The organism is Rhodoligotrophos defluvii (genome assembly GCF_005281615.1).
Taxonomy (GTDB): domain Bacteria; phylum Pseudomonadota; class Alphaproteobacteria; order Rhizobiales; family Im1; genus Rhodoligotrophos; species Rhodoligotrophos defluvii.
Genome location: NZ_SZZM01000001.1, coordinates 1,842,301 through 1,857,555, shown reverse-complemented (window position 1 = coordinate 1,857,555; position 15,255 = coordinate 1,842,301). Strand labels below are relative to the sequence as shown.

14 protein-coding genes are annotated in these 15,255 nt (G+C 65.8%); 6 read left to right on the top strand and 8 right to left on the bottom strand.

What is annotated here, in order from left to right; translation table 11 throughout:
- Nucleotides 1-56: 56 nt before the first annotated feature.
- Entirely contained in the window at nt 57-1,457 is a 1,401-nt protein-coding gene (locus tag E4P09_RS08860; protein ID WP_137389110.1) for a leucyl aminopeptidase family protein, read from the bottom strand.
- 885 nt (nt 1,458-2,342) lie between these two features.
- Between E4P09_RS08860 and E4P09_RS08855 the strand changes: the two genes are divergently transcribed.
- Entirely contained in the window at nt 2,343-3,155 is an 813-nt protein-coding gene (locus E4P09_RS08855) for an outer membrane protein (protein ID WP_137389109.1), read from the top strand.
- A gap of 216 nt (nt 3,156-3,371) precedes the next feature.
- Here the strand turns inward: E4P09_RS08855 and hemW are convergent, their stop codons facing one another.
- The 4 genes from hemW to rph are packed head-to-tail and all read right to left on the bottom strand — an operon-like array spanning nt 3,372 to nt 6,296.
- The gene (gene hemW, locus E4P09_RS08850) at nt 3,372-4,553 is read right to left on the bottom strand and encodes a radical SAM family heme chaperone HemW (RefSeq protein ID WP_137389108.1); all 1,182 of its coding nucleotides are present in this window, start codon (nt 4,551-4,553) and stop codon (nt 3,372-3,374) included.
- Nucleotides 4,546-5,175: an RdgB/HAM1 family non-canonical purine NTP pyrophosphatase gene (rdgB, locus tag E4P09_RS08845; protein WP_170984311.1), complete on the bottom strand. Its 630-nt coding sequence runs from the start codon at nt 5,173-5,175 to the stop codon at nt 4,546-4,548. Before rdgB ends, hemW begins: the two co-directional genes overlap by 8 nt.
- Nucleotides 5,172-5,582 carry a VOC family protein gene (locus E4P09_RS26455; RefSeq protein ID WP_137389106.1) on the bottom strand — a complete coding sequence of 137 codons (411 nt, stop codon included), beginning with the start codon at nt 5,580-5,582 and terminating at the stop codon, nt 5,172-5,174. The genes rdgB and E4P09_RS26455 overlap by 4 nt, the downstream gene beginning before the upstream one ends.
- Nucleotides 5,583-6,296, bottom strand: a complete 714-nt coding sequence (rph, locus tag E4P09_RS08835; protein ID WP_137389318.1) for a ribonuclease PH — start codon at nt 6,294-6,296, stop codon at nt 5,583-5,585.
- 169 nt (nt 6,297-6,465) lie between these two features.
- Between rph and lepA the strand changes: the two genes are divergently transcribed.
- Together lepA and E4P09_RS08825 are read left to right on the top strand one after the other, a co-directional pair.
- Nucleotides 6,466-8,268, top strand: a complete 1,803-nt coding sequence (gene lepA / locus E4P09_RS08830; RefSeq protein ID WP_137389317.1) for a translation elongation factor 4 — start codon at nt 6,466-6,468, stop codon at nt 8,266-8,268.
- 200 nt (nt 8,269-8,468) lie between these two features.
- On the top strand, nt 8,469-9,866 hold the full coding sequence (locus E4P09_RS08825) for a porin (protein WP_137389105.1): 1,398 nt from the start codon (nt 8,469-8,471) through the stop codon (nt 9,864-9,866).
- Here the strand turns inward: E4P09_RS08825 and E4P09_RS08820 are convergent.
- Nucleotides 9,863-11,074 carry a penicillin-binding protein activator gene (locus E4P09_RS08820; protein WP_137389104.1) on the bottom strand — a complete coding sequence of 404 codons (1,212 nt, stop codon included), beginning with the start codon at nt 11,072-11,074 and terminating at the stop codon, nt 9,863-9,865. The genes E4P09_RS08825 and E4P09_RS08820 overlap by 4 nt on opposite strands.
- Before the next feature lie 144 nt (nt 11,075-11,218).
- Here E4P09_RS08820 and rsmI point away from each other — a divergent pair, with 144 nt between their 5' ends.
- The 3 genes from rsmI to gshB are packed head-to-tail and all read left to right on the top strand — an operon-like array spanning nt 11,219 to nt 13,516.
- Nucleotides 11,219-12,175, top strand: a complete 957-nt coding sequence (rsmI, locus tag E4P09_RS08815) for a 16S rRNA (cytidine(1402)-2'-O)-methyltransferase (RefSeq protein ID WP_428977690.1) — start codon at nt 11,219-11,221, stop codon at nt 12,173-12,175.
- Nucleotides 12,153-12,548 (top strand): YraN family protein, encoded by a 396-nt coding sequence (locus E4P09_RS08810; protein ID WP_137389103.1) that lies wholly within the window; start codon nt 12,153-12,155, stop codon nt 12,546-12,548. Before rsmI ends, E4P09_RS08810 begins: the two co-directional genes overlap by 23 nt.
- 29 nt (nt 12,549-12,577) lie before the next feature.
- Nucleotides 12,578-13,516, top strand: a complete 939-nt coding sequence (gshB, locus tag E4P09_RS08805; RefSeq protein ID WP_137389102.1) for a glutathione synthase — start codon at nt 12,578-12,580, stop codon at nt 13,514-13,516.
- 33 nt (nt 13,517-13,549) lie between these two features.
- Here the strand turns inward: gshB and argE are convergent, their stop codons facing one another.
- Nucleotides 13,550-14,737 carry an acetylornithine deacetylase gene (gene argE, locus E4P09_RS08800; RefSeq protein WP_275406453.1) on the bottom strand — a complete coding sequence of 396 codons (1,188 nt, stop codon included), beginning with the start codon at nt 14,735-14,737 and terminating at the stop codon, nt 13,550-13,552.
- Entirely contained in the window at nt 14,734-15,126 is a 393-nt protein-coding gene (apaG, locus tag E4P09_RS08795) for a Co2+/Mg2+ efflux protein ApaG (RefSeq protein ID WP_137389101.1), read from the bottom strand. The genes argE and apaG overlap by 4 nt, the downstream gene beginning before the upstream one ends.
- Nucleotides 15,127-15,255: the final 129 nt, after the last annotated feature.

Sequence of the window (15,255 nt, the reverse complement as noted above, 5' to 3'; positions counted from 1 at the left end):
AATGTTTCGGACCCGTTATATTATGGCCCGATGGGCTTTGGATGCAAGATGGCGCCCTATAACCGGTAGCGCTGGGCGATCAGAGCATAGAGCGCGCGCATGCCCTGGGCTTCGCCGCCAATGGGCCGGCCCGGGCGCGCCTTCTGGTTCCAGGCCATCAGATCGACATGGATATAGCGCCGGTTGCCGCCGACGAACTTCCTGAGGAACAGGGCCGCGGTGATCGCGCCGGCGAAGCTGCCGTCAGACACGTTGTTCATATCCGCCACCTTGCTGTCGAGCCAGGCGCTGTAGGCCTGGTGGAAGGGCAAGCGCCACAGCGGATCGTTGTGCTCGGTGCCGTGGCGGGCGAGATCCCCCGCCAGGGCGTCGTCGCTGCAAAAGAAGGCCGGAAGATCGGGCCCCAAGGCGACCCGCGCCGCGCCGGTGAGGGTGGCCATGTCGATGATCAGATCCGGCTGCTCCTCCTCGGCCAGCGCGAGCGCGTCGGCCAGGATCAGACGGCCCTCCGCATCGGTGTTGCCGATTTCCACCGTCAGGCCCTTACGGCTCCTCAGCACGTCGCCGGGCCGGAAGGCAGCGCCGGAAATGCTGTTCTCGACTGCGGGGATCAGCACGCGCAGCCGCACGGGCAGCTTCGCCGCCATGACAAGGCTCGCCAGCCCCAGCACGTTGGCGGCACCGCCCATGTCCTTCTTCATCAGCAACATGCCCGAGGCCGGCTTCACGTCGAGGCCGCCGGTATCGAAGCAGACGCCCTTGCCGACCAGGGTGAGCTTGGGGGCGCTCTCCTCGCCCCAGGTGAAGTCGATCAGCCGCGGCTCGCGCGCGCTGGCCTTGCCTACCGCATGGACCATCGGGAAATCGCGCTTCAGTACCTGCTGATCATCGATCACTGAAAAGCGCGCGCCGCCGGTCTCGGCGACGGTGCGGGCGGCCTCGGCAAGCTCGGCCGGCCCCATGTCGTTGGATGGGGTGTTGATCAGGTCGCGGGCCAGAGCGACGGCCCGGGCCTCACGGATCAGTCCATCGCGGTCGCACTCCTCGGGCGCGACCAGCTTCGCCTTGGGCTCGGGCTGCGACTTATAGCCGGTAAAGCGATAGCTCTCGAGCAGCCAGGCAAGCGCGGCGAGCCTTTGCTCGGGCAGGTCATCGGCGAAGCGGTACACCCCGGGTGGCAGCTGGCTGGCCAGCTTGCCCGGCGCGAACGGATCGTATCCGTCGGCGGTGGATCCCAGGCCGTAGAGAACCGCTTCCATGCCGCCCACCCGGTTTGGCACGAGAACCAGCTGGCCCGCCTTGCCGCCGAAATCCTGTGCCTTGGCCCAAGATCGCGCGGGCTCACCGAGCGCGGCCAGGAAGGCCTCGGCGCCCTCCTTCGCGACAGCCTTCACCGGGATGGGTTCGCCCACCCCGGCGACGTTCGCCTCAAGCAGCAGATTTTGGTAATCGGTCATGAGCGGCCTCGTGGTCGACGGGACCGCACGATAGCCCGACCTTCTCCAGGCCGCAAACCGATCCCGGAACGCCGCTGCCGTCCCCCTCAAAAGCAATACGGCCGCAGAGCCCCGCTCCACGGCCGCATTCTCCCTGATCAGACCTCGGATTTTCAGCCTATCGTGATCGAGACAATCACGGCGATGATCGCCATCGTGATACCAGCTGCGATAAGGCCGTATTCAAGGGCGACCGCATCGGATCCGCCCTTTGCGCATGCGCCCCGCTTCCTTTCCATTCGTCTCATCCACCGTTTGACGCATTCCGGTCTTGTGCGCTCGCGCGCCGTCGCCGGATCCATTGCCGACCGTATCGGAGAGCCTTTAATGGCCAGTTAAATGGATGCGCAAGGACGGGCCGGCCACGCCATGGTTATACTTTGGTTAATCTGCGCCTCTACTCGCGTATATCCTGTCTAATGCATATGCGCGCGAGCGGTTCTCTAGGAATACATGGTCGTGCTTACCTTAACGGTTCATCAAGGTTACTTAAACAGGGCAAATGCTGACGCTTTCCATCGAACGCCGGATGACGCCGGACGCCCCTGTGGCGGCACCCGTTCCCGGCCTGCGAATCGCGCCACAGTATCGCCCGAATTCGGCAAGGAATCCTTTGCTTTTCGGCCGTTTTTGGTAAATCTTTGGTGAAATTCCGTCCACTCGTGTTGCTACCATAGCGTACAGTTTTCCTCATTGCTCTTTTTGGTAGGAATTTTCGTTGCCGTTCTGCAACATCACCGTTACTTCGAGATCATTTTGCGGACCGTACGCATCTTTTCTGCGGACTCTTATCTTTCACCCGTATAGGGTTCAGCCAGTCGTCCTTCGGGAGAGAGGAAGCTAAATATGCGTAACATGTTATATGCTGGCGTCGCTGGCGCTGCGATGATTTTGGGCGCGAGTGGCGCCTTCGCTGCTGATCTTTATACGCCCCCGCCGCCGGAACAGGTGATCGCTCCTGCGCCGGTGCCTGTCGGGGGTTGGTATGTGGGCGTGTTCGGTGGCGCGGCTTTCCCGCTCAGCATGGACACGGAAGGCGCGTTCTACGACGAGAGCGGCCCTGTCACGGCGCTGTACGGCTTCGACGGCAAGACCCATTTCGACACGGGCTGGCTGGTGGGCGGCAACATCGGCTACGAGATGGGCAACGGTCTGCGCGGCGAAATCGAAGTGTCCTACATGCAGGCCGGCAACGACAAGCTGAAAGGCACCTTCTACGAGATCGTCGACGTGGATGGCGACACCTTCGTTGACGAATTCGGCGTAAGCGCCAAGGCGAAGGACGACCTCAGCGCCACGTTCGTGCTGGCCAACCTGTGGTACGACTTCAACATGGGCGGCCTGTTCAAGCCCTATATCGGCGGTGGTGTCGGTGTGGCCTTCGTCGACCAGAGCCTCAAGGTCGGTGGCGTGAAGTGGATCGACGACAGCACGACCAACTTTGCCTTCCAGGCTGGCGGCGGCATCAAGTGGGCGCTGTCCGAGGCCATCGATCTCGATCTCGGCTACCGCTTCAAGGGCGCGCTCGATGCCAAGCTGAAGGACAGCGGTGCCTATGTCTATCCGGGCGGCGTGGACGCCTATGCTGCTCAGACGAAGGACGACCTGTTCATCCACACGGTGCAGGCTGGCCTGACCTTCCGGTTCGGCGGCTACTGAGCTCGATAGAATTTCGAGTTGGGGAACGCGGCCTCCTCGTGGGGCCGCGTTTTCGTTATGCGACATGTCCGGCGCGGTTCGCGGTCGATCTCGAGCATTTTCGCGCGAAGTGGATATCGGTTCGCGTGAAGAAAATGCGACCAAGCGAGAATTAGAGCGGTTCCGCGATTCGAAGAAAGGCGGAGACGCTCTAAAGCGGGTCGCGCTCCACGGTGCTCAGGCAGCCTCGGCTCGTGCGGCGGAGGCGATCATGGCCGCGATCACGGCATTCAGCACCTGCCGCCCGCGCGCAGTGGCCGCCACGTGGCGGCGCGCCGGGTCGTAGGTAATCAGGCCCTCATTGCCCAGCAGCGCTAGATCCTGCGTCGGCACATACCGGCCGCTCAGCGCCTCGAAGCAGTCGAGCGAAACGCCCTCGCCGAGACGCAGCCCCATGAGCAGGAATTCCTCGCCCGCTTCCTCCGGGGTGAGGCGGACATCGTCTGCGATGCCGTGGCCGTCGCGGCGGACAGCGGCCAGCCAAGCTGCCGGCGCGCGTATCGCCTGCAAGGCATGCCGGCCATCGCCAAGCACCAGCCGGCCATGGGCGCCGGGGCCTACGCCCACATATTCCCCGTAGCGCCAATAGGTCAGGTTGTGACGGGACTCCGCACCCGGCCGCGCGTGGTTCGACACCTCATAGGCGGGCAGCCCGGCCGCGCTACACAAGGCTTGCGTCATCTCGTAAAGCTCGAGCGCCGCCTCATCCTCAGGAATGATCAGGGTGCCGCGCTTGTGCCGCGCGGCAAAAGGCGTGCCCGGCTCGATCGTCAGCTGGTAGAGGGAGAGATGCTCGGTGCGGCGGCCAAGCGCCCGCGCGAGCTCGCCCCGCCAGGCCTCCGCCGTCTGGCCGGGGCGCGCATAGATCAGATCGAAGGACACCCGTCCGAAGGTGCACTGCGCCAGGTCGAGGGCGGCCAGCGCCTCCTCCACCGTGTGCTCGCGGCCGAGCTCTCTTAGCGAAGCATCATCGAGGGCCTGCACCCCGAGCGACAGGCGGTTGACGCCGGCTTGGCCATAGCCGCGGAAATTGCCGGCCTCCACACTGGTGGGGTTGGCTTCCAGGGTGATTTCCGCATCCGGCGCCACCGGCCAGTGCCCGGCGATGGCATCGAGCACCAGCGCGACCGCCGCGGGCGGCATGAGCGACGGGGTGCCGCCGCCGAAGAAGATGCTGGTCACCAGCCGGCCCGGCAGCAGCGCGCCATAGTGGGCAATCTCCCGTGCGAGCGCCGCACCATAGGCCATGGCATCCGCCCCGGGACGCACATGGGAGTTGAAATCGCAATACGGGCATTTGGCCCGGCAAAACGGCCAATGCACATAAACGCCGAACGATGTCTCGCCGAGGTCACTCATCCCTGTGCGCCTTGAGCACGTGCTCCGTCAACGCCTTGAACGCCCGCGCCCGGTGCGAAATCATGTGCTTCTCGTCCGGGTCCATCTCGCCGAAGGTCAGCACGTGGCCATCCGGCAGGAACATCGGATCATAGCCGAAACCGCGATCGCCGCGCGGCGGCCACACCAGCGTGCCCTCCACCCGGCCTTCGAACACCTGCACATGGTCATCGGGCCAGGCCAGTGCAAGCGCGCACACGAAGCGGGCGCGGCGCTGCTCGGGGTCGAGGGCGCCCTGCGCCTGCAGCTGCTCCTCCACGTTGCGCATGGCCATGGCGAAGTCCTTGGCCGGACCAGCCCAGCGGGCGGAGTAGATGCCGGGCGCACCGCCCAACGCGTCCACGCTCAGCCCGCTGTCATCCGCGAGGGCCGGCAACGCCGCCGCGCCCGCCGCGGCGCGCGCCTTCAGCACCGCATTGGCGGTGAAGCTGTCGCCGGTCTCCTCCGGCTCGGGCAGGCCGAGCTCGCCGGCAGACACCGTGCCGATCCCGAGCGGCCTCACCAGATCGGCAATCTCCCGGAGCTTGCCGGGGTTGTGGGTCGCCACGACGAGGCGGCCGTCCCGCAGCACCCGCGCCGTCACGAGAAGCCCCAGATGCGCGGCTCCGCGAATTCGATAGAGTTGCCGGCGGGGTCGCGGAAATAGATGGAGCGGCCGCCCTGTGGCCAGTCCACCACCGATTCGATGGCCACCCCATGGGCTTCGAGATGCGCCTGCCATTGCGCGAGCTCGTCTCGACTGGCCCGGAAGCACATGTGGCATTGCCCCTCCGCGCCATGGGGCGGTACCGGCAGCATCCCCGGCTTCGGCGGCTGACGCGTCACGGCCGGGTTGAAGATCAGCAGCATCTGGTTTCCGCAGGCAAAGAACACGTGCCGGTCGTCCACCCGCGCCACGCGCTCGAGCCCGAGCACTTTCTCATAGAAAGCCTCGGCGGCATCGAGATCCGCCGCATAGAGCACCGTTTCCAGAATGCCGGCTGGCCTCATTCAGCTCACCGCCGTCTTCTGCAAGTCCAGCACGCGATTGATGCCTTGGCGTGCCAGCCGCAAGAGCTCGACGAACTGATCCTCGGAGAACGGCGCCTTTTCCGCCGTGCCCTGCACCTCGATCAGCTGACCACTGCCGTTCATGACAAAATTGGCATCCGCCTCGGCGTCCGAATCCTCTGCATAATCGAGATCGCAGACGGGGGTTCCCCGATAGATGCCGCAGGAAATCGCCGCGACCTGGCCGACGAGCGGCATCTCGCGCAGCATGTTGCGCGCCATCATCCACTGGAGGCAGTCATGCAGGGCAACCCAGCCGCCGGTGATGGCGGCGGTGCGTGTGCCGCCATCCGCCTGGATGACGTCACAGTCGATGGTGATCTGCATCTCCCCAAGCTTCGTCAAGTCAACGGCAGCCCGCAGGGAGCGCCCGATCAGCCGCTGGATCTCCAGCGTGCGGCCGCCGCGCTTGCCGGTTGCGGCCTCCCGTTGCGTCCGCTCGGTGGTCGCCCGGGGCAGCATGCCATATTCGGCCGATACCCACCCTTTGCCGGTGCCCCGCAGCCAGCCCGGCACCCGCGCTTCCAAGCTGGCGGTACACAGCACATGGGTGTCGCCGAACCGGACCAGGCAGGAGCCTTCCGCATGCTTGGAAACGCCGCGCTCAAGGCTGATCGCACGCAGTTCATGGGCTTCGCGTCGGGAAGGTCGCATCATGGCTCCTGGTTTGAAGGCATGGGAGATGGCCCCGTGCCGTCGTCGGTTCTAATCGATCAGGTTGCATGCGGCAACGGCATGCGAGGAACACATGGCGGCGCACGCGTCTCATCGGCCAAGTGTTCGGCGCTTGACCGCGGACAGCGGAATGCTATCTAGCCCTCCCATGACCGATCTCGCGCATATCCGCAACTTCGCCATCATCGCCCATATCGACCATGGCAAGTCCACGCTCGCCGACAGGCTCATCCAGGCCTGTGGCGGCCTTTCCTCGCGCGAGATGAAGGAGCAGGTGCTCGACTCCATGGAAATCGAGCGCGAGCGCGGCATCACCATCAAGGCGCAGACCGTCCGCCTGGATTACAAAGCCCGGAACGGGGAAAGCTACGTTCTCAACCTGATCGACACGCCGGGCCACGTGGACTTCGCCTATGAGGTGAACCGTTCGCTTGCCGCCTGCGAGGGCTCGCTGCTGGTGGTGGATGCAAGCCAGGGTGTCGAGGCGCAGACCCTGGCCAATGTGTACCAGGCGATCGAGGTCGATCACGAGATCGTGCCCGTGCTCAACAAGATCGACCTGCCCGCCGCCGAGCCCGACCGGATCCGGGCCCAGATCGAGGACGTCATCGGCATCGACGCCTCGAACGCGGTGGAGGTCTCGGCCAAGACCGGCCAAGGCATCCCCGACGTGCTGGAAGCCATCGTCCACCGCCTGCCGGCGCCCAGGGGCTCGCTCGATGCGCCGCTCAAGGCGCTGCTGGTCGACAGCTGGTATGACCCGTATCTCGGGGTCGTCGTGCTGGTCCGGGTCATCGACGGCGAGCTGCGCAAGGGCCAGCGCATCCTGCTGATGAGCACCGGCGCCAGCTATCAGGTGGAGCGCGTCGGCTTCTTCCGACCGAAACAGGAGATGGTGGACAAGCTCGGCCCCGGCGAGCTCGGCTTCTTCACCGCCGCGATCAAGCAGGTCGCCGACACCCGTGTGGGCGATACGGTGACCGACGAGAAGCGGCGTGCCGAGGCGCCGGTGAAGGGCTTCCGCCCGGCCCAGCCGGTGGTGTTCTGCGGCTTTTTCCCGGTCGACACCTCGGATTTCGAGGCCCTGCGCGATGCCATGGGCAAGCTCGCGCTCAACGATGCCAGCTTCTCCTTCGAGATGGAGACCTCGGCCGCGCTCGGCTTCGGCTATCGCTGCGGCTTCCTCGGCCTCCTGCATCTTGAGATCATCCAGGAGCGCATCGAGCGCGAGTTCGGGATCGAGATCATCACCACCGCGCCTTCGGTGGTCTACCATCTGCATCTCACCGACGGCACCGTGACCGAACTGCACAATCCGGCCGACATGCCGGATACGATGAAGATCGCCAAGGTCGAGGAGCCCTGGATCGAGGCCACCATTCTGGTGCCCGACGAGCATTTGGGCGCGGTGCTGAAGCTGTGCGAAGACCGGCGCGGCCGGCAGAAGCAGCTCACCTATGCGGGCTCGCGCGCCATGCTGGTTTACGAGCTGCCCCTGAACGAGGTGGTGTTCGATTTCTACGACCGGCTGAAATCGGTGAGCCGCGGCTATGCCAGCTTCGACTACCACATCAAGGGCTACGAGGAAGGCCAGCTGGTCAAGATGTCGATCCTGGTCAATGGCGAGCCGGTGGATGCCCTTTCGATGATCGTGCACCGCGCCCGTGCCGAGCAGCGCGGCCGGGTGATGTGCGAAAAGCTCAAGGAGCTGATCCCGCAGCACCTGTTCAAGATCCCGATCCAGGCGGCGATCGGCGGCAAGATCATCGCGCGCGAGACCATCTCGGCCCTGCGCAAGGACGTGACCGCCAAATGCTATGGGGGTGACATCACCCGCAAGCGCAAGCTGCTGGAGAAGCAGAAGGCCGGCAAGAAACGCATGCGCCAGTTCGGCAAGGTCGACATTCCGCAGGAAGCCTTCATCGCCGCGCTCAAAATGGATGCGAACTGAGCACCGGTGCGCGGGGAGCTCTTGGCGACAGATCAGTAGCGGGCCCAACGCGCGCTTTTCCCCTGTAGCGAATATGTGACAGCTGCAGGCCTTTTCCCCGAGACGGCTGCGTAGGGGCTGTCATTTTCCATAATGCTCTCTATAAGAGCATATTCATTTTATTCACGTGTAAATTGTTTAACGGTTTGGATTTGCGTAACATGTTCAGTCGGCGTTCTCGGGCCGCGCTGCTCGGCAGCATGGCCCTCCTTGCCTGTTTCCCCCCTTCAGCCAAAGCAGACGAGCTCTCCGCGCTCAAGGATGAGATCACCCGCCTGCAAAACCGCCTCGAACCCAATGGATCGCAAGAGGGACATGGGTCAGCCGCGCCAGCCGGCAGCGTCTCGGTCATTCGCGGCCGCGGCGTCTCCGGCGCCTGGAAGACGGATCGGGCCGGCGACATCGCACCCGACGAGGGCGGCCTCACCATACTGGTGACGCCCAGCGCCGACCTGCCCTCGCCCCTGCACGAGGTCACCCTGTCAGGCTATGTGAAGGGCGACGTGATCTACGACTTCGACGAAGATCTCGGCGACGAATTCGACTATGGCCGCATCACGCGGTCGCGGCAGCGCGGGCATGCGCGGCTGCACGCGCGGCAGACCCGCTTCTCGATCAAATCGAACTCGGAGACGTCGGTCGGAGTGATCAGAACCCTGATCGAAGGCGACTTCTTCGGCAAGGACGAGACGGATTTCCGGTTGCGGCACGCCTGGGGCGAGTGGGACGCGACCCCGCAGCTGACCTTCGGCGCGGGCCAGCATTGGCGCAACTTCATGTCGCCCTTCACGGGCATAAGCACGGTCGATTTCAACGGCGATGCAGGCCTGATCGGCTGGGCGCGCAGCCCTCAGCTGAGGCTGACCTGGCAAAGCGGCCCGGCGACGGCTGCCCTGTCGGTGGAGAACCCGACCGGCGCGAAGGACCTCGCCGCTTACGGGAGCGATTTCAGCCCGGATGCAAAGCGGCAGAAGCCGGCCGGCGCGGCCGATACGCTGCCCGACATTGCCGCGCGACTGCAATACGACCTCCCGGGCGGCCACCAGCTTCTGGCCTCGGGCATGATGCGAAACTACCATGTCGCCCGCATCGGCGATCAGCAGGCCGATGATGCCCTGGGCTGGGGTGTCCAGGGCGCCGTCAATGTCAGCGTTGCCGACCCCGTTCTTCTGACCGCCTCGGTGATGTACGGCGAGGGCCTCGGCAATTACGTGCTGGGCGCGCCTTTCGGCGCCTTCACCCGCAACGGCAAGATCCAGCTTGTCCCGCAGCTGGGCCTGTTCGCCGGCACGTCCATCTTGCTCAGCGACACGACCACGCTCAACCTCGGCTGGGGCTATCTTGACCAGAAGGACGCGGACATCGTCGCATCGGGCGCTCGCAACGCGACGGTGGACCTGATGTCGGTCCACGCCAACGTGATCTGGCAGCCAGTGCAGCAGCTGCGGCTCGGGGCGGAGGTCATGTGGGGCCAGCGCGAGCATACGACCGGCAACCCGGACGAGAAGCAGACCGACGAGGCCTGGCGCGGCCAGTTCGGCGCCTGGTTCTTCTTTTAGAACGAAGGGCCGTCGAAGCGGGCCGGCGGGTTTTCGATGACCTGCGGCCCGGCGGCCGTGACCTCCAGGATGGCAAGGCCCCGCTCGATCCGCCCATCGTCGCGGAACCGGAACAGGCCGTTGACGCCCTGAAAGCCCTCGGGGTTGGTGATCTGGGCCTGGCTGAACCGTTGCCCTTCCGGCGCCTTGGCCAGGGCAATGGACAGGCTCACCGCATCATAGGCGAGGCTTGCCAGCCGCGGCGGCGTGTTGCCATAGGTCGACTGGTAGCGCTGCTCGAAGCGGGTGACCATCTGCGGTGCCACGCCCGCATACCAGCCGCCCAGAGAAATGGGCGTGGTGCGGGCGATCGTGCTGTCCCACTGGCCGGTGCCCAGCATCTTCACCCGCTGCGGATCCACCCCCGCCTGCTGCAGGCTGGCGCCGATCTGGCGCAGATAGTCGCTCCCCTCCGGCAGCATGATGGCCTGCACGTTCTTCGAGGGATCGTTCACGGCCGCCGCGACGTCCCTGATCGCGTCCGGGATGCCGGTGGGCGCGCGGGCATAGCGCACCGTCTGCACGACCTGGCCCCCGGCGGTGCCGGCGGCGTCGACCAGGCTGCGCTCCACCGTCGCGCCGTATTGATCCTTCGGAATCATGGCGAGGATGTTCCGGCGCCCCTGCCGCACCGCATAGCCGGCAACGCTCGCCACCTCCTGCTCCGGTAGGAAGCTCATGAGATAGGTGCCCGGCCCCGCGACATTGCTGGAGGAGGAAAAGGCGATCATCGACACGTTGCGCTGGCGCGCCAAGGGAGACACCGCCTGAACCTCGCTGGACAGGAGCGGCCCGAGGATGAGCTGTGCACCTTCATCCAGCGCTTCCTGGGCAGCGGCCTGGGCACCTTGCGGATTGCCGCGCGTGTCTTTGGTGATGAGCACGATGCCGGGATTACCCGAATCGAACATGGCCAGCTCGCCGGCCTGTTTCAGCGCCCGGCCGACATTGGCGGTGTCACCGGGCCCGGACAGAGGCACCAGCAGGGCGACCTTGATGCCCTCGCGGTTGATGTTGACGGTCTGCGGCGCAGCGGGCTGCTGTGGCACGGGGGCTGCCGGCTTCGAATCGCCCCACAGGCTGCTGGCATTCATGCTGCAGCCCGCCAGGCCCAAGGCCGCAAGGCCGACAAGCACCACCTTGAGCCGCGCGAAAGACGGCCACGACAAACGGGCTACACGAGAAGCTACGGCAGATAACGCCACTGTATATCCTGCTGGCTGCTGTATATCCTCGAAGGGCGGCGCCGGTCCGCTCTACCGGCGCATACGGCCCTTAAGCTAAACAAACCGTTCCACAATGGAAAGCCCCACTTGTCCCGCGCACTGAACATCGATACCGACAATCCGGAAGCGGAAGCCAAGCCCCGGCGCTTCACCGTGGACGGACAAAGCTTTGCCACCGCGAGGGCCGAGCCCGGACTACATGTGACCGCAACGCCCATCGGCAATCTCGGCGACATCACTCTGCGCGCGCTGCATACGCTTGCCGGCGTGGATGTGATTCTGTGCGAGGACACCCGAGTGACCCGCAAGCTCACGCAGCGCTATGGGATAGCGACCCCGCTTGCGCCTTATCACGAGCACAATGCGGCAAAAGTCAGGCCCGGCATTCTCCAGCGCCTAGGCGAGGGCGCGGCGATCGCCCTGGTGAGCGATGCGGGAACGCCGCTGGTGTCCGACCCCGGCTACAAGCTGGTGCAGGAGGCCCGGGACAAGGGCCTGCGCGTGCATGCGGTTCCCGGGGCAAGCGCGGTGCTGGCCGGGCTCACCATATCGGGCCTGCCCAGCGACAGCTTCCTGTTTGCCGGATTCCTGCCGGCCAAGGCGGGCGAGCGGAAGCGGCGCCTGGCGGAGCTCAAGGACGTGCCGGCCACGCTGGTCCTGTTCGAATCACCGCAACGGGTGCTCTCGACCCTTACAGATGTCGCCGAGGCGATGGGCGGACGAAAGGTCGCGGTGACCCGCGAGCTCACCAAGCTGCACGAGGAGGTGATCGCCGGCACGGCGGAAGAGATTGCCACTGCCCTCTCCGGCCGCGACAGCGTGAGGGGCGAGATTACGCTGCTGATCGCGCCGCCCGCGAGCGATATGCAAACCATGGTGAGCGATGCGGCGCTGGATGCCGAACTTGCGGCAGCGCTGCGCACCATGTCGGCCAGCCGGGCCGCCGCCCATGTGGCCGAGGCGTTGCGGCTGCCGCGCAAGCGCGTCTATGCTCGGGCGCTGACGTTGCGGGGCGGCGGCGATGAAGGGCGGCGGCAGGACTGAGCAGGGGCGGCGCGCGGCACACCGGCGCGGCATTCGGGCCGAGACAATGGCCGCGCTTCTGCTGCGGCTCAAGGGTTTCCGCATCCTCGAGCGGCGCGCCCGCACGCCGGTGGGCGAGATCGACATCATCGCCTGCCGCGGCAGGCTCGTGGTGTTCGTGGAGGTGAAGCAGCGGGCGCGGCGAGACAGCGCCATGCTTGCCCTACGCGAACGGCAACAGGCGCGGATCGTGCGCGCCGCCCGATTCTGGCTGCCGCGGCACCCCTCCCTTTCCGACTGGAACTACCGCTTTGACATGGTGATCGTGCCGCCCTACCTATGGCCCCTGCACATCGCGGATGCCTTTCCCGCCGCCATTGCCGGCGAGAGCTGATCGGGCGCCGCGCTCGGGGACCAGCGCTCATGCCGTTGAAGATTGCCGTTCAGATGGACCCGATCGAGCAGATCACGATTCGGGGCGATTCCACCTTTGCCATGCTTCTGGAAGCGCAACGACGGGGCCATGAGATCTTCTATTATCTCCCCAAGCATCTCAGCCTGCGCGATGGCCGGCTGAGCGCCTGGGGCGCAAGCCTTGCCGTGCGTGACCAGGAAGGCGACCATTTCACCCTCTCCGACCAGCGGGTCGAGACTCTGGACGAATGGGACGTGGTGCTGCTGCGCCAGGATCCGCCGTTCGACATGTCCTATATCACCACCACACACCTGCTGGAGGCCCTGCAGCCGCGCACCCTGGTGGTGAACGACCCGGCGGAGGTGCGCAACGCGCCGGAGAAGATCTTCGTCACCCGCTTTCCACAATTCATGCCGCCGACGCTCATCACCCGCGACCGCAACGCCATCCGGGCGTTCAAGGACGAGTTCGGCGACATCATCCTGAAGCCCCTGTTCGGCAATGGGGGGGCCGGGGTGTTCCGGCTGAGCCATGGGGACGAGAACCTGGCGGCGCTGGTCGAGCTGTTCGAGCAGTCGTTCCGCGAGCCGTTCATCGTGCAGAAATACCTGCCGGAGGTGCGCAAGGGCGACAAGCGCATCATCCTGGTGGATGGCAAGGCGGTGGGCGCCATCAACCGGGTGCCGGCGCTGGGCGAGGCGCGCTCCAACATGCATGTGGGCGGGCGGCCGGAACCGGCCGAGCTCACAGCGCGCGACATGGAGATCTGCGAGGCGATCGGCCCAGAGCTCAAGGCGCGCGGGTTGCTGTTCGTCGGCATCGACGTGATCGGCGACTGGCTGACCGAGATCAACGTGACCTCGCCGACCGGCATCCGTGAGATCAAGCGCTTCGGCGGCGCGGACATCGCCAGCCTGATCTGGGACGCGATCGAGGCCAAGCGCTGACGGGACCGGCACAGGCGCCGTGGCCGGCCGCGATCAGCCCTGCGCCGCGTGATCGGCCAGGCGCAGCATGAACCGCGAGCACTCCTCGATCTGGGCCAGGGTGATGAATTCATCCGGCTGGTGGGCCTGGGCGATATCGCCGGGGCCGCAGACGATGGCCGGCATCTCCGCCTCCTGGAACAGACCGCCCTCGGTGGCATAGGGCACGGCGAAGGTCCGATTGGCGCCGGTGAGCCGCATGGCCAGCTGCTCGGCCGCCGAGCCGGGGGCGGGCTTCAGGCCCACCACGCCGGCTATGACGGTGGTGGCGATGCTTGCGGTGCGCTCTACGGCGCGCAGCCCGGGCAGGAGCTGTTCGGCAAAGGCTGCAAGCCGGTCTAGCGGCTCGTCCGGGTCGGCGTCCGGCAGGAGCCGGGTTTCCCAGTAGAAGCGCGCGTGGCGGGGGATGATGTTCAAGGCGCCGCCGCTTTCGATCCGCGTGACCTGGAGCGACGTGTAGGGCGGCTCGAACCGCCCCGAGGGATCGCCACGCTGCATGAACTCGCGGCTGAGGCGCGCAAGCTCGGCGATGAGCTCGCCCGCCGCCATGGCCGCGTTGGCGGCGATCTGCGGCATGCTGGAATGGGCTTCCTTGCCGTTGATCTCGGTGCGATAGCGGCGGGTGCCCTTGTGGGCGTCGACCACCGCCATCATGGTCGGCTCGCCCACGATCACGGCCCTGGGCAAGGGGTGATTGGCGCGCAATTCGGCGATCATCGGCCGCACGCCGAGACAGCCGACCTCCTCGTCGTAGGAGAGGGCCAGGTGGATCGGCTGCCTGAGCGGACGGGCGAGGAAATCCGGCACATGGGCGAGCGCGGTGGCCACGAAGCCCTTCATGTCGCAGCTGCCGCGGCCGTAGAGCTTGCCGTCGCGCGCGGTAAGCCGCCAGGGGTCGGTGCTCCAGGCCTGGTTGTCGACCGGCACGACGTCCGTGTGACCGGAGAGCGCGATGCCGCCGCGGTCTCTAGGCCCGATGGTGGCGTAGAGCGAGGCCTTGCTGCCGTCGTCGCTGGGGATGAGCAGGCTTTCCACGCCCCAGCTCGCGAGATAGTCGCGCACGAAGTGGATCAATGGCAGGTTGCTGAGCCGGCTGGTGGTATCGAAGGCAACCAGGCGCTCCAGCATTTCCACGGGGCTCAGCCGCTGCGGGCGGGCACGGGCCTCAACGCTTCCGGTCAATGCAGCCTCGTCTTGGCATAAGGGCTCTCCAAGGCGAAGGCCGGGATTTCCACATTGAACATCTCGCCGGACGAGGTCTCCATCTGATAGCTGCCCACCATGATGCCGGATGGAGTGGGCAAGGGCGCGCCGCTCGTGTATTCGAAGCGCTCGCCGGGGTGCAGGACCGGCTGCTCGCCGACGACGCCCTCGCCCCTGACCTCCTGGTGGCGGCCGAGCGCATCGGTGATCTTCCAGTAGCGGGTCATCAGCTGGACCACTTCCTGCCCGAGATTTTCGATGACAATGGTGTAGGCCCAGACGAAGTAGTGCTCCTCCGGCGTGGACTGGTCCTCGAGGAAGGTGGGGGTCACGGTTACACGTATGGCTCGCGTGGTCTTGTCGTACATGGCATCCTGTGGGGCCCGGGACCTTTGCCGCACTGTGTGGCGCGCGCCGCCCTGCCGTCAAGTGCGTCCCGCGTCGCGGGTGGCGCGTCATGGTTCAGCAAATGGTTGCGCTCTGGCGTGATTGCGCTA